The sequence below is a fragment of the Streptomyces sp. NPDC020958 genome (genome assembly GCF_055562175.1).
Genome location: NZ_JBVHFU010000010.1, coordinates 124109 through 145168 on the forward strand (window position 1 = coordinate 124109; position 21060 = coordinate 145168).

Here is a 21060-nt window from a genome sequence, read left to right on the forward strand (position 1 = left end):
GCCCCCTGGCCCGCCGCGACGGCTGAGCGCCGACCACGGCGGCGGGCCAGGGGCGACGGAACTCAGTGTGCTGCCGACTCCCAGTCCGGGCCGACGCCCACCGACACGTCCAGCGGGGCCCTGAGGTGGACCGCGCCGGCCATCTGGGCGCGCAGGAGGGACTCGACCTCGGCGCGCTCGCCGGGGGCGATCTCCAGGACGATTTCGTCGTGGACCTGGAGGAGCATGCGGGACCTCAGGTCCGCCTCGCGCAGGGCGCCGTCCACCCGGAGCATGGCGATCTTGACGATGTCCGCCGCCGTGCCCTGGATGGGCGCGTTGAGGGCCATCCGCTCGGCGGCCTCCCGGCGCTGGCGGTTGTCGCTGTTGAGGTCGGGGAGGTAGCGGCGGCGGCCGAACAGGGTCGCCGTGTAGCCGGTGGCCCGGGCCTCGTCGACCACCCGGCGCAGGTAGTCGCGCACCCCGCCGAACCGCTCGAAGTACGTGTCCATGAGGGCCCTGGCCTCGCCCGCGTCGATGTTCAGCTGCTGGGAGAGGCCGAAGGCCGAGAGACCGTACGCGAGGCCGTAGGACATCGCCTTGATCTTGCGGCGCATCTCCGCGTCGACGGCCGAGCGGTCGACGTCGAACACCTGGGAGGCGACCGTGTTGTGCAGGTCCTCCCCGGAGGTGAAGGCCTCGATCAGGCCCTCGTCCTCGGAGAGGTGGGCCATCACGCGCAGCTCGATCTGGCTGTAGTCGGCCGTCATGAGCGACTCGTAGCCCTCGCCGACCACGAAGCCGCGGCGGATCGCCCGGCCCTCGTCCGTGCGGACCGGGATGTTCTGGAGGTTCGGGTCCGTGGAGGAGAGCCGGCCGGTCGCGGCGACGGTCTGGTTGAAGGTGGTGTGGATACGGCCGTCGGCGGCGACGGTCTTGATCAGGCCCTCGACCGTGACCCGCAGCTTGGCCTGCTCACGGTGCCGGAGCATGATCACCGGCAGTTCGTTCTCGGTCTGGCCGGCGAGCCAGGCGAGCGCGTCCGCGTCGGTGGTGTAGCCGGTCTTGGTCTTCTTCGTCTTCGGGAGCGCCAGCTCGCCGAAGAGGACCTCCTGGAGCTGCTTGGGCGAGCCCAGGTTGAACTCGTGCCCGGCCGCCGCGTGCGCCTCCTTCACAGCCTGCTGCACCGCGCCCGCGAACATCTGCTCCATCGCCTCGAGGTGCGGGCGGTCGGCCGCGATGCCGTGCCGCTCCATGCGGGCGAGGAGGATCGAGGTGGGCAGTTCCATGTCGCGCAGCAGGTCCGCCGCGCCGACCTCCTCCAGCAGGCTCTCGAAGGCCTCGCCGAGGTCGAGGATCGCGCGGGCCTGGATCATCAGGGCCTCGGCCTCCGCACCGTCGTCCGCGCCGAAGGCCAGCTGACCGTCGGCCGCCGCGGCGGGGGCCAGCTCGCGGTGCAGGTACTCCAGGGACAGCGCGTCCAGGTCGAAGGAGCGACGGCCGGGCTTGACCAGGTACGCGGCGAGCGCGGTGTCCATGGTGACGCCTTCGATGCGCCAGCCGTGCTCGGCGAAGACCCGCATCGCCCCCTTGGCGTTGTGGAAGACCTTGGGCCTGGTGGCGTCGGCGAGCCAGGCCGCCCACGCGTTCTCGTCGGACTCGTCGAGCTGGGCGGGGTCGAACCAGGCGGCCGGGCCGCCTCCGGTGGCGAGGGCGACCTCGGCGACCGAGCCGGCGCCGAGGGCCCAGGCGTCGAGGGTGGCGACGCCCAGTGCGGCGGTGCCGTGCTCGGCGAGCCAGCCGGCGAGTTCGCCGGTGCCGAGGACGGTGGCGTCGACCTCCACGCCCGCCTCGGCGACCGGGGTGGACTCGGCCTGCTCGGCGCCGGGGTCGACGGCGTAGAGCCGCTCGCGCAGCGAGGGGTTACGGATCTCCAGGGTGTCCAGGATCATCGCGACGCTCTTGCGGTCGTACGGCGCGCGCTCCAGGTCGGCGACCGCCTTCGGCAGCTCGACGCCGCGGTCCAGCTCGGTGAGCCGGCGGTTCAGCTTGACCGATTCCAGGTGGTCGCGGAGGTTCTGACCGGCCTTGCCCTTGACCTCGTCGACGCGTTCGACCAGTTCGGCGAAGGACCCGAACTGGTTGATCCACTTCGCCGCGGTCTTCTCGCCGACGCCGGGGATGCCGGGCAGGTTGTCGGACGGGTCGCCGCGCAGGGCCGCGAAGTCGGGGTACTGGGCGGGCGTCAAGCCGTACTTCTCGAAAACCTTCTCCGGGGTGAACCGGGTCAGCTCGGAGACGCCCTTGGTGGGGTAGAGGACCGTGGTGTGCTCGGTGACCAGCTGGAAGGAGTCGCGGTCGCCGGTGACGATGAGGACCTCGAAGCCCTCGGCCTCGGCCTGGGTGGCGAGGGTGGCGATGATGTCGTCGGCCTCGAAGCCCTCGACGGCGAAGCGCTGCGCGTGCATGGCGTCGAGCAGCTCGCCGATCAGCTCGACCTGGCCCTTGAACTCGTCCGGGGTCTTCGAGCGGTTCGCCTTGTACTCCGTGAACTCCGCCGAGCGCCAGGTCTTGCGGGAGACGTCGAACGCCACCGCGAAGTGCGTGGGCGCCTCGTCACGCAGGGTGTTGGCCAGCATCGAGGCGAAGCCGTAGATCGCGTTCGTCGGCTGGCCCGTCGCGGTCGTGAAGTTCTCCGCGGGCAGCGCGAAGAACGCGCGGTACGCCAGCGAGTGCCCGTCCATGAGCATCAGCCGGGGACGGGTGCCGCCGGGGGTCTTGTCGGTCTTCTTCGATGCTGTCTCTGCCACGCCCCCGATCCTGCCACGCCGCACTGACAGTCAGGGCGGCGAGGAGACGGGAGCCGCCCGGTGCCCGTCCTCGATGGCTGTCGGTGGTACGTGCGAGGATCTGGTGTGCAGGGCAGTGGTGCCGGCATAGAGGAGAGCGTGCGATGGCGACGAAGCCGCCCCAGGGGGATCCCGTTCAGGACGCGCCGCGGGTCGCGGAGCCCAAGCACGCGGCCGCGGGGCTGCCCGCCGTCGGGCACACGCTGCGCATCGCCCAGCAGCAGATGGGTGTGAGGCGTACCGCACTGACGCTGCTGCGGGTCAACCAGAAGGACGGCTTCGACTGCCCGGGCTGTGCCTGGCCGGAGCCGGAGCACCGGCACACCGCCGAGTTCTGCGAGAACGGCGCGAAGGCGGTCGCCGAGGAGGCCACCCTGCGGCGGGTGACGCCGGAGTTCTTCGCCGCGCACACCCTGACCGACCTGCACGGCCGCAGTGGCTACTGGCTGGGTCAGCAGGGCCGGCTCACCCACCCCATGTACCTGGCGGAGGGCGCCGAGCACTACGAGCCGGTCAGCTGGGAACGCGCCTTCGACATCATCGGCGCGGAGATCGCCGCCCTCGGCTCCCCCGACGAGGCCGTCTTCTACACCTCTGGCCGGACCAGCAACGAGGCTGCGTTCCTGTACCAGCTCTTCGCGCGCGAGCTCGGCACCAACAACCTGCCGGACTGCTCCAACATGTGCCACGAGTCGTCGGGCTCGGCACTGAGCGAGACCATCGGCATCGGCAAGGGCAGTGTCCTGCTGGAGGACCTCCACCAGGCCGACCTGATCATCGTCGCCGGGCAGAACCCGGGGACGAACCACCCCCGGATGCTCTCCGCCCTGGAGAAGGCCAAGGCCGGCGGCGCGCGGATCATCAGCGTCAATCCGCTCCCGGAGGCCGGTCTGGAGCGGTTCAAGAACCCGCAGACCGCCCAGGGGATGCTCCGGGGCGCCGCGCTCACCGACCTGTTCCTGCAGATCCGCATCGGTGGCGACCAGGCCCTGTTCCGCCTCCTGAACAAGCTGGTCCTGGAGACGGACGGCGCGGTCGACGAGGAGTTCGTACGCGAGTACACCTCAGGGTTCGAGGAGTTCGCGAAGGCCGCCCGCGCCGCCGACTGGGACGAGACGCTGGCGGCGACCGGGCTGTCCCGCGCGGAGATCGAGGAAGCGCTGCGCATGGTGCTCGCCTCGAAACGCACCATCGTGTGCTGGGCGATGGGCCTCACCCAGCACAAGCACTCGGTGCCGACCATCCGCGAGGTCGTCAACTTCCTCCTGCTGCGCGGCAACATCGGCCGCCCCGGCGCGGGCGTCTGCCCGGTCCGCGGCCACTCGAACGTGCAGGGCGACCGCACGATGGGCATCTTCGAACGCCCCGCCCCGGCCTTCCTGGACGCCCTGGAGAAGGAGTTCGGCTTCGTGCCCCCGCGCGAGCACGGTTTCGACGTCGTGCGGGCCATCCGCGCGCTGCGCGACGGCCAGGCGAAGGTCTTCTTCGCGATGGGCGGCAACTTCGTCTCCGCCACCCCCGACACGGACGTCACCGAGGCGGCCATGCGGCGCGCGCGGCTGACGGTGCACGTGTCGACGAAGCTCAACCGCTCGCATGTCGTCACCGGCGCGCGGGCGCTGATCCTGCCGACGCTCGGCCGCACCGAACGCGATCTGCAGCGCGGCGGCGAGCAGTTCGTGACCGTGGAGGACTCCATGGGCATGGTGCACGCCTCGCGCGGCCGGCTGGAGCCCGCGAGCCCGCACCTGCTGTCGGAGCCGGCGATCGTGTGCCGGCTGGCCCGCCGGGTGCTCGGGGCGGACAGCCGCACGCCCTGGGAGGAGTTCGAGAAGGACTACGCGACGATCCGCGACCGCATCGCGCGCGTGATCCCCGGCTTCCAGGACTTCAACGCGCGCGTGGCGCACCCGGGCGGCTTCGCCCTCCCGCACGCCCCGCGCGACGAACGGCGGTTCCCGACGGCCACCGGCAAGGCGAACTTCACGGCGGCCCCCGTCGAGTTCCCCGAACTGCCCGAGGGCCGCCTGCTGTTGCAGACCCTGCGCTCGCACGACCAGTACAACACCACGATCTACGGCCTGGACGACCGCTACCGGGGAATCAGGAACGGCCGCCGGGTGGTCCTGGTGAACCCGCAGGACGCGCGGCGGCTGGGGGTCGCCGACGGGTCGTACGTGGACCTGGTGAGCGAGTGGAAGGACGGCGTGGAACGCCGGGCTCCGGGCTTCCGGGTCGTGCACTACCCGACCGCGCGCAACTGCGCGGCGGCGTACTACCCCGAGACCAACGTGCTGGTGCCGCTCGACGCCACCGCGGACACCAGCAACACCCCGGCCAGCAAGTCGGTCGTGATCCGTCTGGAACAATCGGCGACCGACTGAGCGTTTGCTCAGCGGAGAGAGACAGCCGCACGACGATCGGAGCCGGCCCCATGGGCGAGCAGCAGCACGTGAAGTTCCCGCAGGAGGTCATCGACGAGTACGCCTCGCTCGGCGTCGACCTGCCGGCCCTGTTCTCCGCGGGGCACCTCGGCACCCGGATGGGCGTGCAGATCGTCGAGGCCTCCGCGGACCGCGTCGTCGGCACCATGCCGGTGGAGGGCAACACCCAGCCGTACGGGCTGCTGCACGGCGGGGCCAGCGCGGTGCTGGCGGAGACCCTGGGCTCGGTCGGGTCGATGCTGCACGGCGGCAGCTCGAAGATCGCGGTCGGCGTCGACCTGAACTGCACGCACCACCGGGGCGCCCGCTCCGGCCTGGTCACCGGCGTGGCCACGCCGGTGCACCGGGGGCGCTCCACGGCCACGTACGAGATCGTGATCAGCGATGAGGAGGGCCGCCGGGTGTGCACCGCCCGGCTGACCTGTCTGCTGCGCGACCTGGAGGGCTCGGCGCTGCCCTCGGCCGCCCAGGGCTGACCCACCGGCGGCGCATCCATTGCCCCCCGCCGTCGGCGCCCGTAACGTCGGCGCATGGGACGGCGAGGAGGCCCCCTGGCGGGGGTGACCGCACTGGGGCTCGGGCTCGCGCTGCTGACGGCCTGCGGCGCCGCCACGGCGCCCACTGCCGCGCGGCACACCCCGACCGGTCCTCCGTCGACGGCGGTCTCGGACGCGACCCTGTGCGCCACGATCGTCGCGCACTGGTCGCGCGAAGCGCTCGACGACGGCACCTACGGCGACTACCAGTCGATGGGGCTGTCCAACGGGCAGTACGAGATCCTCCGGGACGTCGTGGACGCGGCGCGGGACGTGGCACGGCGTCACGGCGCCGCCGCCGCCGACCGGTTGATCGACCGTCGGTCGCGGTCCGCCTGCGCCGACCGGTACCGCCACGGCGCGCCGAGCGGAGGTCCCTGGCGATGAGCGGGACGAGCGGCATCGGTCCCGTCGAACCCGGTGACGGCACCCACGCCTGGGACACCCCCGGGGCGGCCGCCCCTGCTCCCGCGCGCCCCGCCCGCCGTCGCGCCGCCCTCCTCCTCGGCACCGCGGCGGTGCTCCTCGCGGGCGGCGGCTACCTCGTCGCGACCCGCCCGCATCGGCCGCCGCCGCCCGAAGTCCCCTACCCCGCGCAGACGGTGGCGTTCTCCTTCGTGGGCGGCCGGTCCACGCCGCCGGATGCGCCGCCCCGCAGCTTCAGCTTCGCGGTACGGATGACCGTCATGGACGGGCCGCCGGTCACCGTGCCCCGGATGACGCAGCCCTACGCCGGCCTCACGCTGTCCGAGGCGCCACGCGCACCCTTCCGGACAAAACCGGGCTCACCCCGAGAGATCACGATCACCATGCATGTGACCGATTGCCGAACAGTCCCGAAGGATGCCGGACTCCCTTTCCTCGACGTAACTCTACGTAATACGCGCGCAATACAGGTACAGAGTTTCATCCTGGGATCCCGCTACGCACGGCATCTCTCACACGCCCTGAAAGTCGCCTGCAGCAACAGTTAGCGACGGCGTGGAGTAACCACCAAAAGGCTTGAGACTCCTGATCCCATCACAGCCGGTCCTGCGGGTTCTCACCATGCGGACAGGGCGAATCGGCTGGAATTCCTCCGTTCTCCGCACCGTGTACCGCTCTGCATTACCTCGTGTCATAACAAGAGCGTCACAGCATCGGCCAGACCCTCCTACACGTTCCCTACACCCGCCTAGAGTCACGGCCAGTCACGGCGCCGTCGGATTCTCTCTTCGGTCGGTCGCGCGACTCGACCGTTTCCACGGGGATGCGGTTGTTCAGGGGAAAGGACTGATCGTGCGTCAACGTTCGCTCATCGCCATCACCGCCGCGCTGGCAGCGGGAGCACTCACCCTCACCGCCTGCGGTTCGCGAGACAGCGGCGACAAGGGCTCCGACTCCGGCAACGGCGGCACCACCGTCACCATCGGCGTCGACGCCCCGCTGACCGGCGACCTGTCCGCGCTCGGCCTGGGCATCAAGAACTCGGTCGACCTGGCGGTCAACCAGGCCAACAAGAAGAACTACGTCAAGGGCGTCACGTTCAAGATCGCGGCCAAGGACGACCAGGCTCAGCCGTCCTCCGGCCAGGCGAACGCCACCGCGTTCGTCGGTGACAACAGCGTCTACGGCGTTGTCGGCCCGCTGAACTCCTCCGTGGCCCAGTCGATGCAGAAGGTCTTCGACGACGCCAAGCTGGTCGAGGTCTCGCCGGCCAACACCAACCCGGCGCTGACCCAGGGCGACAACTGGCAGACGTCGAAGTCGCGTCCGTACAAGTCGTACTTCCGTACCGCGACCACGGACGCCATCCAGGGCCCGTACGCCGCGCAGTACGTGTACAACACGGCGAAGCTGACCAAGGCCTTCATCATCGATGACAAGAAGACCTATGGCGCGGGCCTCGCCGCCACCTTCACCGGGGAGTTCAAGAAGCTCGGCGGCAAGGTGGTCGGCACCGAGCACATCAACCCCGACTCCAAGGACTACTCCGCGGTCGTCACCAAGGTGAAGAACTCGGGCGCCACCGTGGTCTACTACGGCGGCGAGTACCCGCAGGCCGGTCCGCTGAGCAAGCAGCTCAAGGCCGCCGGCGCCAAGGTCCCGCTGGTCGGCGGTGACGGCATCTACGCCGACGACTACCTCAAGCTGGCGGGCTCCGCCGCCACCGGCGATCTGGCCACCTCGGTCGGCGCCCCGGTCGAGACCCTGGCCTCCGCCAAGGAGTTCGTCGCCAACTACAAGGCGGCCGGCTACAAGGAGGCCTACGGCGCCTACGGCGGCTACTCCTACGACTCGGCCTGGTCGATCATCGAGGCCGTGAAGAAGGTCGTCGACGACAACGGCGGCAAGCTGCCGTCCGACGCCCGCGCGAAGATCACCGCCGCGGTCCAGAACGTCTCCTTCGACGGTGTGACCGGCAAGGTCTCCTTCGACGAGTTCGGTGACGCGACCAACAAGCAGCTCACCGTCTACAAGGTCGACGGCGGGGCCTGGAAGGCTGCCACCTCGGGCACGTTCACGCCGAGCAGCTGACCCACACCCGCACGCAGAACCGAGCCGCGCGGGGCGCTGTTCCACTGGCGCCCCGCGCGGACTCGCATCCGACCTCATTCGTCGAACTTTCCGAACGTCTCGGAGGACATGCGGTGAACGAACTGCCGCAGCAGCTGGTCAACGGCCTGCTACTGGGATCCATGTACGGGCTGGTCGCCATCGGCTACACGATGGTCTATGGCATCGTCCAGCTCATCAACTTCGCCCACGGCGAGATCTTCATGACCGGCGCCTTCGGCGCGCTCACGGTCTACGCGTACGTACTGCCGGACGGCACCTCGATGTGGATAGCCCTCCCGCTGATGCTGGTGGGCGCCATCATCGTCGCCGTCCTGGTCGCCGTCGGAGCGGAACGGTTCGCCTACCGCCCCCTGCGCACCGCCCCGCGCCTCGCCCCCCTCATCACCGCCATCGGCCTCTCGCTGGCCCTGCAGCAGGCGGTGTGGGCCTGGTACCCCGAGGCCAAGTCCGCCCGTACCTTCCCCACCATCCCGGGCGGTCCCTTCACCATCGGCAACGTCACGATCCAGACCGGTGACATCTTCCTGGTGATCGTGGCCCCGCTCAGCATGGCCTTCCTCGCCTACTTCGTGATGCGCACCCGCACCGGCCGCGGTATGCAGGCGACCGCCCAGGATCCGGACACCGCGAAGCTGATGGGCGTCAACACCGACCGCATCATCGTGATCGCGTTCGCCCTCGGTGCCGCCTTCGCCGCCGTCGGCGGTGTCGCCTACGGCCTCAAATACGGCCAGATCGACTTCAAGATGGGCTTCCTGCTCGGTCTGAAGGCCTTCACCGCGGCCGTCCTCGGCGGTATCGGCAACATCTACGGCGCCATGCTCGGCGGCCTCGTCCTCGGCGTCGCCGAGGCCCTGTCGACCGCCTACATCTCGGACATCCCCGGCATGGGCCAGTTCGGCAGCCAGTCCTGGGCCGATGTCTGGGCGTTCGTACTCCTCATCCTCGTACTGCTGTTCAGGCCACAGGGTCTGCTCGGCGAACGCGTCGCGGACAGGGCGTGACACCGATGACCACAGAGACCACCGCATCCGAGACCCCCGAGACCCCCGGGACCACGAGCGCCCCGGCGCCCGCCGCGTCCGGTCTGATCGGTCTGCCGGCCCCGCTCGGCCGCGCCCTCGCCACCGGCGGCGGCGTCCTCGCCATCGTCTCCACGTTCATGTCGTGGACCTGGACCTCCGACTTCCCCGGTGACCTCACCGTCTACGGTTACCCGGGCGGCCTGCAGGTCCTGGTGCTGATCGGCGGCATCCTCACCACCCTGTTCGGCCTGTCCTCCTACGGCGTCAAGGGCCTGTCCTGGCTGACCCCGGGCAGCGCCGACAGCGCGCTGAAGATGGCCGCGCTCGGCACCTTCGGCACCGCCTGGTACACCGTGATCGCCATCAGCGTGAAACTCGGCGGCCTGGTCAACCTGGACCCGGGCGGCTTCCTCGTCGCGATCGCCACCCTGGTCTCCGTGATCGGCGCGCTCGCCCTGCCGTTCGAGCGGCCGGAGCCCGACCCGGTCGACCCGGACGACACCGGCTGGGAGCTGTTCAAGCACAACGCCCGGCAGAACTGGAACACCTTCCGCGCCGCCTTCGCCGCCAAGACCCCGCCTCCCGCGGCCCCGCTGCCGTCCTGGGCCGAGATCCTGGTCATCATCGCGGCCATGGCCGTGGGCCTGATCGTCTTCAGCTACGGCATCGGCACGTCGTACGACCAGCTGTTCATCGGCTTCCTGATCATCGCCGGCTTCGGTTTCGCCTCCCTCTCCAAGGCCGGGATCGTGGCCCGGGTCTCGGCGATCACGGGGAAGCACCGGAACATCACCATGACCGGCGCCTTCGTCGCCGCCGCGGCCTTCCCGTTCACCCAGTCCAACGACCAGTACGCGACGATCGGCGTCTACATCCTGATCTTCGCGACCGTCGCGCTCGGGCTGAACATCGTCGTCGGCCTCGCCGGCCTCCTCGACCTCGGTTACGTCGCCTTCCTCGGTGTCGGCGCCTACACCGCGGCCCTGGTCTCCGGCTCGCCGTCCTCGCCGCTGCACGTGCAGTGGCCGTTCTGGGCGTCGGCGCTGCTGGGCGCGGTCGTCGCCATGATCTTCGGTGTCGTCATCGGCGCCCCGACCCTGCGACTGCGCGGCGACTACCTGGCCATCGTGACCCTCGGCTTCGGTGAGATCTTCCGGATCACCGTCCTCAACCTGGACGGCACCTCGGGCCCCGACGTCACCAACGGCTCCAACGGCATCTCCTCGATCCCGAACCTGAACATCCTCGGCTTCGACTTCGGCGCCGAGCACCAGATCCTCGGCACCACCATCGGGCGGTTCGCCAACTACCTGCTGCTGATGCTGATCATCACGTTCATCGTGGTCATCGTCTTCCGGCGCAGCAGCGACTCCCGTATCGGCCGCGCCTGGGTCGCCATCCGCGAGGACGAGACCGCCGCGCTCGCCATGGGCATCAACGGCTTCCGCGTCAAGCTGATCGCCTTCGCCCTGGGCGCCTGCCTGGCCGGCCTGTCCGGCTCGGTCCAGGCCCACGTCACCTACACGGTGACCCCGGAGCAGTACCAGTTCGCCTACGTGGTCCCGCCCAACTCGGCGTTCCTGCTGGCCGCGGTGGTCCTCGGCGGCATGGGCACCATCTCCGGCCCGCTGGTCGGCGCGTCCCTGCTCTACCTGATCCCGGCCAAGCTGCAGTTCCTCGGCGACTACCAGCTCTTCGCCTTCGGCGTCACGCTCATCCTGCTGATGCGCTTCCGCCCGGAGGGCCTCATCCCCAACCGGCGCCGCCAGCTCGAGTTCCACGAAGAAGCCGAAGCGCCCGCCGTCCTCACCAAGGCAGGGGCCTGACCACGATGACCACGGAAACCACCGTCAAAGAAGCCGCCCCCGGCGAGGTCGTGCTCGACGCACGCGGCGTGACCATGCGCTTCGGCGGCCTCACCGCCGTGCGCGGTGTCGACTTCACCGTCAGGAGCGGCGAGATCGTCGGTCTGATCGGCCCCAACGGCGCCGGCAAGACCACCTTCTTCAACTGCCTCACCGGTCTGTACATCCCCACCGAGGGCGAAGTCCGGTACAAGGGCGAGGTCCTGCCGCCGAAGTCCTTCAAGGTCACGGCGGCCGGCATCGCCCGCACCTTCCAGAACATCCGGCTGTTCGCCAACATGACGGTCCTGGAGAACGTGCTGGTCGGCCGGCACACCCGCACCAAGGAGGGCCTCTGGTCCGCCTTGCTGCGCGGCCCCGGCTTCCACAAGGCCGAGGCCGCCTCCCGGGCCCGGGCCATGGAACTCCTGGAGTTCGTGGGCCTGGCGGAGAAGGCCGAGCACCTCGCCCGCAACCTGCCCTACGGCGAGCAGCGCAAGCTGGAGATCGCACGGGCGCTGGCCAGCGAGCCGGGGCTGCTGCTCCTGGACGAGCCGACGGCCGGCATGAACCCGCAGGAGACCCGCGCCACCGAGGAGCTGGTCTTCGCGATCCGCGACAAGGGCATCGCCGTCCTCGTCATCGAGCACGACATGCGGTTCATCTTCAACCTCTGCGACCGCGTCGCCGTCCTCGTGCAGGGCGAGAAACTCATCGAGGGCGACAGCGCGACCGTGCAGGGCGACGAGCGGGTCGTCGCCGCGTATCTGGGCGAGCCGTTCGAGAACGCGCCCGGCGACGAGGAGGCCGCCGAGGTCGAGGCGGCGGAAGCCGCAGCCGAGGCCGACACCCCGACCGACGCCGCGCCCGGCAAGGAGAACGACCGATGACCGCACTGCTCGAAGTAGAGGACCTGCGGGTCGCCTACGGCAAGATCGAAGCCGTCAAGGGCATCTCCTTCAAGGTCGAGGCCGGCCAGGTCGTCACCCTGATCGGCACCAACGGAGCCGGCAAGACGACGACCCTGCGCACGCTGTCCGGACTGCTCAAGCCGGTCGGCGGGCAGATCCGGTTCAACGGCAGGTCGCTGAAGAAGATCCCGGCCCACCAGGTGGTCTCGCTGGGCCTCGCCCACTCCCCCGAGGGGCGGCACATCTTCCCGCGCATGACCATCGAGGACAACCTGCGCCTCGGGGCGTTCCTGCGCAGCGACAAGCCGGGCATCGAGAAGGACATCCTGCGGGCGTACGACCTCTTCCCGATCCTGGGCGAGCGGCGCAAGCAGGCCGCGGGCACCCTCTCGGGCGGCGAGCAGCAGATGCTGGCCATGGGCCGGGCGCTGATGTCCCAGCCGAAGCTGCTGATGCTGGACGAGCCCTCGATGGGGCTTTCACCGATCATGATGCAGAAGATCATGGCGACGATCGCCGAGCTGAAGTCGCAGGGCACCACGATCCTGCTCGTCGAGCAGAACGCCCAGGCGGCGCTGTCGCTGGCCGACCAGGGGCACGTCATGGAGGTCGGCAACATCGTCCTGTCGGGCAGCGGACAGGATCTGCTGCACGACGAGTCGGTCCGCAAGGCCTACCTGGGCGAGGACTAGGCGTAGTCGATCGGCTGCGGGTGCGCGGGGGGCTGGTCGCGCCGTTCCCCGCGCCCCTTCAGGGCGCTGACCGCAGCAGGCGGCACAAAGGCCCGCGTCCCCTTCTCCGGGGCGCGGGCCTTGTCGTACGTGCGGGGTCAGCCCTTGCCGGCCTTCTTCTCCTCGCTGTCCGCGATGACCGCCTCCGCGACCTGCTGCATCGACATGCGGCGGTCCATCGACGTCTTCTGGATCCAGCGGAACGCGGCCGGTTCGGTCAGGCCGTACTCGGTCTGGAGGACGGACTTCGCGCGGTCGACCAGCTTGCGGGTCTCCAGGCGCTGGGTGAGGTCGGCGATCTCCGACTCCAGCTGCTTCAGCTCGCTGAACCGGGAGACGGCCATCTCGATCGCCGGGACGACGTCGCTCTTGCTGAACGGCTTGACCAGGTACGCCATGGCACCGGCGTCCCGGGCCCGCTCGACCAGGTCGCGCTGGGAGAACGCGGTGAGCATCAGGACCGGGGCGATGGACTCCGCGGCGATCTTCTCGGCGGCCGAGATGCCGTCCAGCTTGGGCATCTTGACGTCGAGGATGACCAGGTCGGGGCGGTGCTCGCGGGCCAGCTCGACGGCCTGCTCGCCGTCACCTGCCTCGCCGACGACCGTGTACCCCTCCTCCTCCAGCATCTCTTTGAGGTCGAGCCGGATCAGGGCCTCGTCCTCGGCGATGACGACACGGGTCGTCAGCGGAGGCACGTGCGACTTGTCGTCGTCGGGTGCGTCGACTGGCTGGGGCGACTCGGCGGCGGTCACGGGGGCTCCTCGTTCAGGGCAGGGGTACTGCTGACAAGAGCCTACCTAGCTACGGTATGGTGGACGCGCGGAGGGTCGGGGATAACCTTGGATTCTTCGAGCCCCGGTAGCCCAATTGGCAGCAGGCAACGGATTCAAAACCCGTACAGTGTCGGTTCGAGTCCGACCCGGGGCACTTTTCCTTGGATTCCAAGGTCGCATCACGTCACGTGAGCGAGGGGCCCCTCCACCCGGACGAAGGGGCCCTCCGGTGTCACTTCGGGCTGTCGTCCTCGCCGATGTGGTGGACGCGGACCATGTTGGTGGAGCCGGAGACGCCGGGCGGGGAGCCCGCCGTGATGACCACGACGTCGCCCTTCTGGCAGCGCCCGTACTTCAGCAGGAGTTCGTCGACCTGGTCGACCATCTTGTCCGTCGAGTCGACGTGCGGGCCGAGGAAGGTCTCGACGCCCCAGGTGAGGCTGAGCTGCGAGCGGGTGGCCGGTTCCGGGGTGAAGGCCAGCAGCGGGATCGGCGAGCGGTAGCGGGACAGCCGGCGGACGGTGTCCCCGGACTGGGTGAACGCGACCAGGAACTTCGCGCCCAGGAAGTCGCCCATCTCGGCGGCGGCCCGGGCGACCGCGCCGCCCTGGGTACGGGGCTTGTTGCTCTCGGTCAGCGGCGACAGCCCCTTGGCGAGGATGTCCTCCTCGGCCGCCTCGACGATCTTCGCCATGGTGCGCACGGTCTCGATCGGGTACTTGCCGACGCTGGTCTCGCCGGAGAGCATCACCGCGTCCGTGCCGTCGATGACCGCGTTGGCGACGTCGGAGGCCTCGGCGCGGGTGGGGCGGGAGTTGTCGATCATCGAGTCGAGCATCTGGGTGGCGACGATGACCGGCTTGGCGTTGCGCCTGGCCAGTTTCACGGCGCGCTTCTGGACGATCGGCACCTGCTCCAGCGGCATCTCCACGCCGAGGTCGCCGCGGGCCACCATGATGCCGTCGAAGGCGGCCACGATGGAGTCGATGTTCTCGACGGCCTGCGGCTTCTCGACCTTGGCGATCACGGGGAGGCGGCGGCCCTCCTCGTCCATGATGCGGTGGACGTCGCGGATGTCCTCGCCGCTGCGCACGAAGGACAGCGCGATCACGTCGCAGCCGGTGCGCAGCGCCCACCGCAGGTCGGCCTCGTCCTTGTCGGAGAGGGCCGGGACGGAGACGGCGACCCCGGGCAGGTTGAGTCCCTTGTGGTCGGAGACCATGCCGCCCTCGACGACCCTGGTGTGCACCCGGGGCCCGTCGACGTGGGTGACCTCCAGGCAGACCTTGCCGTCGTCGACGAGGACGCGCTCGCCGGGGGTGACGTCGCCGGCGAGGCCCGCGTACGTCGTCCCGCACTGCCGGCGGTCGCCCTCGGCGCCTTCCTCGACCGTGAGGGTGAAGGTGTCACCGCGTTCGAGGAGTACCGGGCCTTCGGTGAAGGTGCCGAGCCGGATCTTCGGGCCTTGAAGGTCGGCGAGGACCCCGACGCTGCGGCCGCTCTCGTCGGAGGCCTTGCGCACCCGCCGGTAGCGCTCCTCGTGCTCGGCGTGGTCGCCGTGGCTGAGGTTGAAGCGGGCGACGTCCATGCCGGCCTCGACCAGGGCCTTGATCTGGTCGTACGAGTCGGTGGCGGGCCCCAGAGTACAAACGATCTTTGCTCGGCGCATGGTTCGAGCCTAGGCCTTACCGACGGGTAGAGAATCGGGCCTGCATGACGACCCAACAACCTTTGGATGAAGGCCCGTTGACAAGTGTTGAATGTGCGGGAGTCCGCTCCTATGAGCATCTCGCAGGTGTTGAACGCGTCGGCATCGCAGCCCGGGATCAGGTCACCGGATCGCAACCTTCGGCACCTGTTGCCGTAAGGCATGCACAGGACACAATCTACGCGCGTCGTTGACCGTTTCCCGAGGAGATCGAGACATGCCCTTGAACCGCCGGAAGTTCCTGAAGAAGTCCGCCGCCACCGGCGCGGGGGTGGCGATCGCCGGTGCGGCGGCGGCTCCGGCGCAGGCGTCGGTGCGGCCCGCCGGGCGCCCCAAGCGGTACTCGCTGACCGTGATGGGCACCACCGACCTGCACGGGCACGTCTTCAACTGGGACTACTTCAAGGACGCGGAGTACTCCGACAAGGCCGGCAACGCGATGGGCCTGGCGCGCATCTCGACGCTGGTGGACCAGGTGCGCAAGGAGAAGGGCCGCCGCAACACCTTGCTGCTGGACGCCGGTGACACCATCCAGGGCACCCCGCTGACGTACTACTACGCCAAGGTCGACCCGATCACCGCCGAGGGCGGCCCCGTGCACCCGATGGCGCAGGCCATGAACGCGATCGGGTACGACGCGGCGGCGCTCGGCAACCACGAGTTCAACTACGGCATCGAGACCCTGCGCAGGTTCGAGGAGCAGCTGGACTTCCCGCTGCTCGGCGCCAACGCGGTCGACGCGAAGACCCTGAGGCCCGCCTTCCCGCCGTACTTCGTCAAGAAGTTCCACGTCCCGGGCGCCCCGCCGGTCAAGGTCGCCGTCCTGGGCCTGACCAACCCGGGCATCGCCATCTGGGACAAGGCCTACGTCCAGGGCAGGCTGGCGTTTCCCGGTCTTGAGGAGCAGGCCGCGAAGTGGGTGCCCAAGCTGCGTGCGATGGGCGCGGACGTGGTCGTGGTCTCGGCCCACTCCGGCTCGTCGGGCACCTCGTCCTACGGCGACCAGGTGCCGTACGTCGAGAACGCGGCGGCGAACGTGGCCCGGCAGGTGCCGGGCATCGACGCCATCCTGGTCGGCCACGCGCACCTGGAGATCCCGGAGCTGAAGGTCACCAACGAGGCGACCGGGAAGACCGTCGTGCTCTCCGAGCCGCTGTGCTACGCGGAGCGCCTCACCCTCTTCGACATCGAGCTGGTGTTCAGCAGGGGCGCGTGGACGGTGGAGTCGGTCGCGGCCTCGCTGCGCAACTCCAACGCGGTCGCCGACGACCCGAAGATCACCAGGCTGCTCTCGGACGAGCACGCGAAGGTCGTCGCGTACGTCAACCAGGTCGTCGGTACCGCCACCGAGACGCTCACCACGGTCGAGGCCCGGTACCGCGACACCCCGATCATCGACCTGATCACCAAAGTGCAGGAGGACGTGGTCAAGGCGGCCCTGGCGGGTACGGAGTACGCAGCGCTGCCGGTGGTCGCGCAGGCCTCGCCGTTCTCGCGGACGTCCGAGATCCCGGCCGGCAAGGTGACCGTCCGGGACCTGTCGAGCCTCTACGTGTACGACAACACGCTGGTCGCCAAGTTGATGACGGGGGCCCAGCTCCGCGCGTACCTGGAGTACTCGGCGGAGTACTACGTCCAGACGGCCGCCGGTGCGCCCGTCGACGTGGAGAAGCTGACGAACTCCGGCAACCGTCCCGACTACAACTACGACTACGTGTCGGGGCTGCGCTACGACATCGACATCGCGCAGCCGGCCGGGTCCCGGATCAGGAACCTGACCTACGACGGGGCCGCCCTGGACGACGCCCGGCAGTTCGTGCTCGCGGTGAACAACTACCGTGCCAACGGCGGCGGAGCGTTCCCGTACGTCGCCTCGGCCAAGGAGCTGTGGTCGGAGTCGACGGAGATCCGTACCCGGATCGCGGAGTGGGTGACCGCCAAGGGTGTCCTGGACCCGAAGGACTTCGCCTCGGTGGACTGGCGGCTGACCCGTGACGGCACGCCGGTGTTCTGAGAGGTGGGCGGCGCCGGCCGGTGCGGGCCGGCGCCGTGCGCCCGGTCTCAGTCGACGAGCGGGGTGAGCTGCCTGGGCTGCTGCTGGGCCGGAACCCTGTCCTCCGGCCCCTCCAGGCCGAAGCTGGTGAAGGCCGTGCGCGCGGGCAGCGGGTAGGGGTCCTTGCCGGTCAGGGAGTTGAGGATGGTGGCACTGCGCCAGGCGGCGAGGCCCAGGTCGGGGGCGCCGACGCCGTGGGTGTGCAGTTCGGCGTTCTGGACGTACGCCGCTCCGGTCACCACGGGGTCGAGAACCATCCGGAACCGCTCGTCCACGCGCGGGCGTTCGCTGCTGTCACGGCGCAGATAGGGGTCGAGTCCGGCGAGCAGGCGGCCGAGGGGGCGCTCACGGTAGCCGGTGGCGAGGACCACGGCGTCGGTGGTGAGCCGGGAGCGGCCGCCCTGCTGGACGTGTTCGAGGTGGAGTTCGACCTTGGTGGTGGCGATGCGTCCGGCCGTACGGACCTGGACTCCGGGGGTGAGGACGGCGTCGGGCCAGCCGCCGTGCAGGGTGCGGCGGTAGAGCTCGTCGTGGATGGCGGCCATGGTGTCGGCGTCGATGCCCTTGTGGAGCTGCCACTGGGAGGCCACGAGCCGGTCCCGGACGGGTTCGCCGAGAGCGTGGAAGTAGCGGGTGTAGTCGGGGGTGAAGTGCTCCAGTCCGAGCTTGGAGTACTCCATGGGCGCGAACGCCTCGCTGCGGCCGATCCAGTGCAGCTTCTCGCGGCCGGCCGGCCGGTTCCGCAGCAGGTCGAGGAAGACCTCGGCGCCGGACTGGCCGGAGCCGACGACGGTGACGTGCTCGGCCGCGAGGAAGGCCTCGCGGTGGTCGAGGTAGTCGGCCGCGTGGACGACGGGTACGCCCGGTGACTCCACCAGCGGCTTGAGCGGGTCGGGCACGTAGGGCACGGTGCCGACGCCGAGCACGACGTTCTTCGTGTAGGTACGGCCGAGGGCCTCGGCCTCCCCGTCGGCGTCGAGCTGGGTGTAGTCGACCTCGAACAGGTCGCGTTCGGAGTTCCAGCGGACGGCGTCCACCTGGTGGGAGAAGCGCAGTCCCGGCAGGCTTTCGGCGACCCAGCGGCAGTAGGCGTCGTACTCGGCGCGCCGGACGTGGAAGCGCTCGGCGAAGTAGAACGGGAAGAGCCGCTCGCGGTCCTTGAGGTAGTTGAGGAACGACCAGGGGCTGGTGGGGTCGGCGAGGGTCACGAGGTCGGCGAGGAAGGGCACCTGGATGGTGGCGCCGTCGATCAGCAGTCCGGGGTGCCAGTCGAAGCCGGGGCGCTGTTCGTAGAAGACGGTGTCGAGTTCGGCGAGCGGGTGGGCGAGCGCGGCGAGGGAGAGGTTGAACGGTCCGATGCCGATGCCGACCAGGTCGCGGGGTGCTTCGGGCTCGTGGTGTGGGGGGTGGGTCATCTGGGGGTCGTTCCTTCCACGAGTTTCAGGAGGAGGGCCAGGTCGTCCGGCCGGGTGTGGGGGTTGAGGAGGGTGGCCTTGAGCCAGAGCCGGCCGTCGAGCCGGGCCCGGCCGAGGACGGCCCGGCCGTCGTGCAGGAGGCTGCGCCGTATGCCGGCGACGGCCTCGTCGGTGGCTCCGGTGGGGCGGAACAGCACGGTGCTGATGTCCGGCCGGTCGTAGAGCTCGAATCCGGGGTGTTCGCGGACCAGGGACGCGAACTCGCGGGCGCGTGCGCACACCTGGTCGACGAGGGCGCCGAGTCCTGAGCGGCCCAGGGTCCTGAGGGTGACCGCGATCTTGAGGACGTCGGGGCGGCGGGTGGTGCGCAGCGACCGGCCGAGCAGGTCCGGGTAGCCGGACTCGGTGTCGTCGTCGGCGTTGAGGTAGTCGGCGCGGTGGTGCAGGACGCCGAACTCGGTGGGGCGGGCGACGGCGAGGAGGCCGGCGGCGACCGGCTGCCAGCCGAGTTTGTGCAGGTCGAGGGTGACGGTGTGGGCCCGCTCCAGGCCGGCCAGCTTGTCCCGGTGCCGGTCGCTGAAGACGAGGCCGCCGCCGTAGGCCGCGTCGATGTGGAGCCGGGCGCCGTGGGCGGCGCAGAGGCCGGCGATCTCGGGGAGCGGGTCGATGAGACCGGCGTCGGTGGTGCCGGCGGTGGCGGCGACGAGGCAGGGCCGGGGCAGGTGGGTGAGGGCGTCGTGGAGAGCGGCCGGGTCGAGGGTGCCGTTCGGGGTGGGGATGACGACCGGGTCGGGCAGGCCGAGCAGCCAGGCGGCGCGGGGCAGCGAGTGGTGGGCGTTGGCTCCGAGGACCAGCCGGACACCGCTGCCGCGGGCCTCGCGGGCGAGGAGGAGGGCGAGTTGGTTGGACTCGGTACCCCCGCTGGTGACCACGGCGTCGGCGAGGCCGATGGTGTGGGCGAGGGTACGGGTGACCATGGCTTCCAGGGCGGCGGCGGCCGGGGCCTGGTCCCAGGAGTCGAGGGAGGGGTTGAGGGCGCTGACGGCGAGGTCGGCGGCGGTGGCGACGGCGAGCGGCGGGCAGTGCAGGTGTGCCGCGCACAGCGGGTCGGCGGGGTCGGCGGCGCCTTCGGCGAGGGCGGTCACCAGGGTGCGCAGGGCGTCGGGATCACCGTCGTCGGGGAGGACGTCGCCCACGGCGCCCGCGACGCGTTCGGCGACCGCTTCCGGGCCGCCCGCGGGCAGTGGCCCACCGCGTGCCCGGCCGCCCTCGCGCAGGGCGCCGAGCACGGTGTCCAGCAGGGGCCGCAACGCGTCGGGGTCGTGTGGTCCTGATGCGAGGGGCGGCATGCCCATGGGCTCTCCTCGGGTCGCTGGCCGAAGGGGGTGGTCCGCGGGGGGAGTTCCAGCTTGTACGGGATTGGGTCTGCGCGCCCATAAAGCTCAACGATCGAAACCCGAAAGTGGGTACTGCCGTGCGGGGAAAACCTGTCGGGACGGTCGGCCGGGGGTGCTGTGCCGGGCGCCGGACCAAGCGGGGCAGGGGCGTTGAGGGCGAGGGCTGAGCGGGGTTAACGTCGGTCGGATGGTTGACGCGTGGATGATCGACGTGCCCGGTGAGCGGGTGCTGGTGCGGGAGCCGCTGCCCTCGGACGAGGCGCCGCTGCTGGACCTCTTCGAGGCCTGCGAGGACTGGTTCGTGGCGGCGACGGGGCTGCCGTCGGGGCCGGGTGACGTGCAGAGCCTGTTCTACGGGCTGCCGGAGGGGGCCGACCCCGACGACAAGGTGCTGCTGGTGCTGGAGCGGGACGGGGTCGTCTCGGGCCTGGTGGACGCGGTGCGGAACCATCCGGCGCCCGGCGCGGTGGCGGTGGGCCTGTTCCTGCTGGCGCCGTGGGCGCGGGGCCGGGGTCTCGGGCGGGCGCTGGCCGAGTCGTTGCTCGCGCGTGCCGAGGGGGTGGTCCTGGTGACGGCGACGGTGCCGCCGGGCTGGCGCGCCGGGGAGCGGTTCCTGGAGCGTCTCGGCTTCACGCTGGGCGCCGAGACGCCCGGCACGGCCGAGGTGGGCAACCGCCGCGCGGGCCCCCGCGAGGGCGGCGTACGCCGGGCGGAGCTACGGCCGGCCGGGGCCTGAGGGGCCACGGCACACGACGACCCACGGGCCGCCCCCGGCAGGACGACCGCGGCACACCCCGAGCCAGAGGCCACCCCCGCCGGAACAACCGCGGCAC

General features: G+C 70.4%; 16 protein-coding genes and 1 tRNA gene. 12 read left to right on the forward strand and 5 right to left on the reverse strand.

Translation table 11 applies throughout. The annotated features are described in order from the left end of the window. Positions 1 to 62 precede the first annotated feature (62 nt). Complete coding sequence (gene polA, locus ACZ3KP_RS26565; RefSeq protein ID WP_467502206.1) at positions 63 to 2789, reverse strand: DNA polymerase I; 2727 nt, start codon at positions 2787 to 2789, stop codon at positions 63 to 65. Between the two features lie 143 nt (positions 2790 to 2932). Here polA and ACZ3KP_RS26570 point away from each other — a divergent pair, with 143 nt between their 5' ends. From ACZ3KP_RS26570 to ACZ3KP_RS26610, 9 genes are all read left to right on the forward strand, one after another. Then, positions 2933 to 5212: an FdhF/YdeP family oxidoreductase gene (locus ACZ3KP_RS26570; protein ID WP_467502208.1), complete on the forward strand. Its 2280-nt coding sequence runs from the start codon at positions 2933 to 2935 to the stop codon at positions 5210 to 5212. Positions 5213 to 5262: 50 nt separating this feature from the next. Next, complete coding sequence (locus ACZ3KP_RS26575) at positions 5263 to 5748, forward strand: PaaI family thioesterase (RefSeq protein ID WP_132886180.1); 486 nt, start codon at positions 5263 to 5265, stop codon at positions 5746 to 5748. A 54-nt stretch (positions 5749 to 5802) separates the two neighbouring features. Further along, positions 5803 to 6195 (forward strand): hypothetical protein, encoded by a 393-nt coding sequence (locus ACZ3KP_RS26580; RefSeq protein WP_467502210.1) that lies wholly within the window; start codon positions 5803 to 5805, stop codon positions 6193 to 6195. Then, positions 6192 to 6782, forward strand: a complete 591-nt coding sequence (locus tag ACZ3KP_RS26585) for a Tat pathway signal sequence domain protein (protein ID WP_467502212.1) — start codon at positions 6192 to 6194, stop codon at positions 6780 to 6782. The genes ACZ3KP_RS26580 and ACZ3KP_RS26585 overlap by 4 nt, the downstream gene beginning before the upstream one ends. 304 nt (positions 6783 to 7086) lie before the next feature. After that, positions 7087 to 8325, forward strand: a complete 1239-nt coding sequence (locus ACZ3KP_RS26590) for a branched-chain amino acid ABC transporter substrate-binding protein (RefSeq protein WP_358975533.1) — start codon at positions 7087 to 7089, stop codon at positions 8323 to 8325. A 113-nt stretch (positions 8326 to 8438) separates the two neighbouring features. Next, positions 8439 to 9371: a branched-chain amino acid ABC transporter permease gene (locus ACZ3KP_RS26595; RefSeq protein ID WP_467502215.1), complete on the forward strand. Its 933-nt coding sequence runs from the start codon at positions 8439 to 8441 to the stop codon at positions 9369 to 9371. 5 nt (positions 9372 to 9376) lie between these two features. Then, positions 9377 to 11218, forward strand: coding sequence for a branched-chain amino acid ABC transporter permease (locus tag ACZ3KP_RS26600; RefSeq protein ID WP_467502217.1), 1842 nt, complete (start codon positions 9377 to 9379; stop codon positions 11216 to 11218). Between the two features lie 5 nt (positions 11219 to 11223). Next, positions 11224 to 12126, forward strand: coding sequence for an ABC transporter ATP-binding protein (locus ACZ3KP_RS26605; RefSeq protein ID WP_358975542.1), 903 nt, complete (start codon positions 11224 to 11226; stop codon positions 12124 to 12126). Then, the gene (locus tag ACZ3KP_RS26610) at positions 12123 to 12839 is read left to right on the forward strand and encodes an ABC transporter ATP-binding protein (RefSeq protein WP_467502219.1); all 717 of its coding nucleotides are present in this window, start codon (positions 12123 to 12125) and stop codon (positions 12837 to 12839) included. The genes ACZ3KP_RS26605 and ACZ3KP_RS26610 overlap by 4 nt, the downstream gene beginning before the upstream one ends. A 137-nt stretch (positions 12840 to 12976) precedes the next feature. Here the strand turns inward: ACZ3KP_RS26610 and ACZ3KP_RS26615 are convergent, their stop codons facing one another. Then, a complete protein-coding gene (locus ACZ3KP_RS26615; RefSeq protein WP_467502221.1) occupies positions 12977 to 13633 on the reverse strand; it encodes an ANTAR domain-containing response regulator in 657 nt (218 codons plus the stop codon). A 100-nt stretch (positions 13634 to 13733) separates the two neighbouring features. Between ACZ3KP_RS26615 and ACZ3KP_RS26620 the strand changes: the two genes are divergently transcribed. Continuing rightward, a tRNA-Leu gene (locus tag ACZ3KP_RS26620) sits at positions 13734 to 13808 on the forward strand. A gap of 78 nt (positions 13809 to 13886) precedes the next feature. On the opposite strand, the gene pyk is transcribed toward ACZ3KP_RS26620, so the two are convergent. Then, positions 13887 to 15323, reverse strand: a complete 1437-nt coding sequence (pyk, locus tag ACZ3KP_RS26625) for a pyruvate kinase (RefSeq protein ID WP_467502223.1) — start codon at positions 15321 to 15323, stop codon at positions 13887 to 13889. Between the two features lie 256 nt (positions 15324 to 15579). Between pyk and ACZ3KP_RS26630 the strand changes: the two genes are divergently transcribed. Further along, positions 15580 to 17376 carry a bifunctional metallophosphatase/5'-nucleotidase gene (locus ACZ3KP_RS26630; RefSeq protein WP_467502225.1) on the forward strand — a complete coding sequence of 599 codons (1797 nt, stop codon included), beginning with the start codon at positions 15580 to 15582 and terminating at the stop codon, positions 17374 to 17376. 47 nt (positions 17377 to 17423) lie between these two features. Here ACZ3KP_RS26630 and ACZ3KP_RS26635 read toward each other — a convergent pair whose 3' ends face one another. After that, on the reverse strand, positions 17424 to 18830 hold the full coding sequence (locus ACZ3KP_RS26635; RefSeq protein ID WP_467502226.1) for a lysine N(6)-hydroxylase/L-ornithine N(5)-oxygenase family protein: 1407 nt from the start codon (positions 18828 to 18830) through the stop codon (positions 17424 to 17426). Continuing rightward, positions 18827 to 20185, reverse strand: a complete 1359-nt coding sequence (locus ACZ3KP_RS26640; RefSeq protein ID WP_467502228.1) for a pyridoxal phosphate-dependent decarboxylase family protein — start codon at positions 20183 to 20185, stop codon at positions 18827 to 18829. The genes ACZ3KP_RS26635 and ACZ3KP_RS26640 overlap by 4 nt, the downstream gene beginning before the upstream one ends. A gap of 229 nt (positions 20186 to 20414) precedes the next feature. Here ACZ3KP_RS26640 and ACZ3KP_RS26645 point away from each other — a divergent pair, with 229 nt between their 5' ends. Then, a complete protein-coding gene (locus tag ACZ3KP_RS26645) occupies positions 20415 to 20963 on the forward strand; it encodes a GNAT family N-acetyltransferase (protein ID WP_467502229.1) in 549 nt (182 codons plus the stop codon). Positions 20964 to 21060: the final 97 nt, after the last annotated feature.

Coding starts and splice junctions, on each gene's coding strand:
- ACZ3KP_RS26600 (WP_467502217.1), top strand. CDS start 9,377: ATGACCACAGAGACCACCGCATCCGAGACCCCCGAGACCCCCGGGACC.
- ACZ3KP_RS26630 (WP_467502225.1), top strand. CDS start 15,580: ATGCCCTTGAACCGCCGGAAGTTCCTGAAGAAGTCCGCCGCCACCGGC.
- ACZ3KP_RS26580 (WP_467502210.1), top strand. CDS start 5,803: ATGGGACGGCGAGGAGGCCCCCTGGCGGGGGTGACCGCACTGGGGCTC.
- ACZ3KP_RS26570 (WP_467502208.1), top strand. CDS start 2,933: ATGGCGACGAAGCCGCCCCAGGGGGATCCCGTTCAGGACGCGCCGCGG.
- ACZ3KP_RS26640 (WP_467502228.1), bottom strand. CDS start 20,185: ATGGGCATGCCGCCCCTCGCATCAGGACCACACGACCCCGACGCGTTG.
- pyk (WP_467502223.1), bottom strand. CDS start 15,323: ATGCGCCGAGCAAAGATCGTTTGTACTCTGGGGCCCGCCACCGACTCG.
- ACZ3KP_RS26610 (WP_467502219.1), top strand. CDS start 12,123: ATGACCGCACTGCTCGAAGTAGAGGACCTGCGGGTCGCCTACGGCAAG.
- ACZ3KP_RS26635 (WP_467502226.1), bottom strand. CDS start 18,830: ATGACCCACCCCCCACACCACGAGCCCGAAGCACCCCGCGACCTGGTC.
- ACZ3KP_RS26645 (WP_467502229.1), top strand. CDS start 20,415: ATGGTTGACGCGTGGATGATCGACGTGCCCGGTGAGCGGGTGCTGGTG.
- ACZ3KP_RS26605 (WP_358975542.1), top strand. CDS start 11,224: ATGACCACGGAAACCACCGTCAAAGAAGCCGCCCCCGGCGAGGTCGTG.
- ACZ3KP_RS26585 (WP_467502212.1), top strand. CDS start 6,192: ATGAGCGGGACGAGCGGCATCGGTCCCGTCGAACCCGGTGACGGCACC.
- ACZ3KP_RS26575 (WP_132886180.1), top strand. CDS start 5,263: ATGGGCGAGCAGCAGCACGTGAAGTTCCCGCAGGAGGTCATCGACGAG.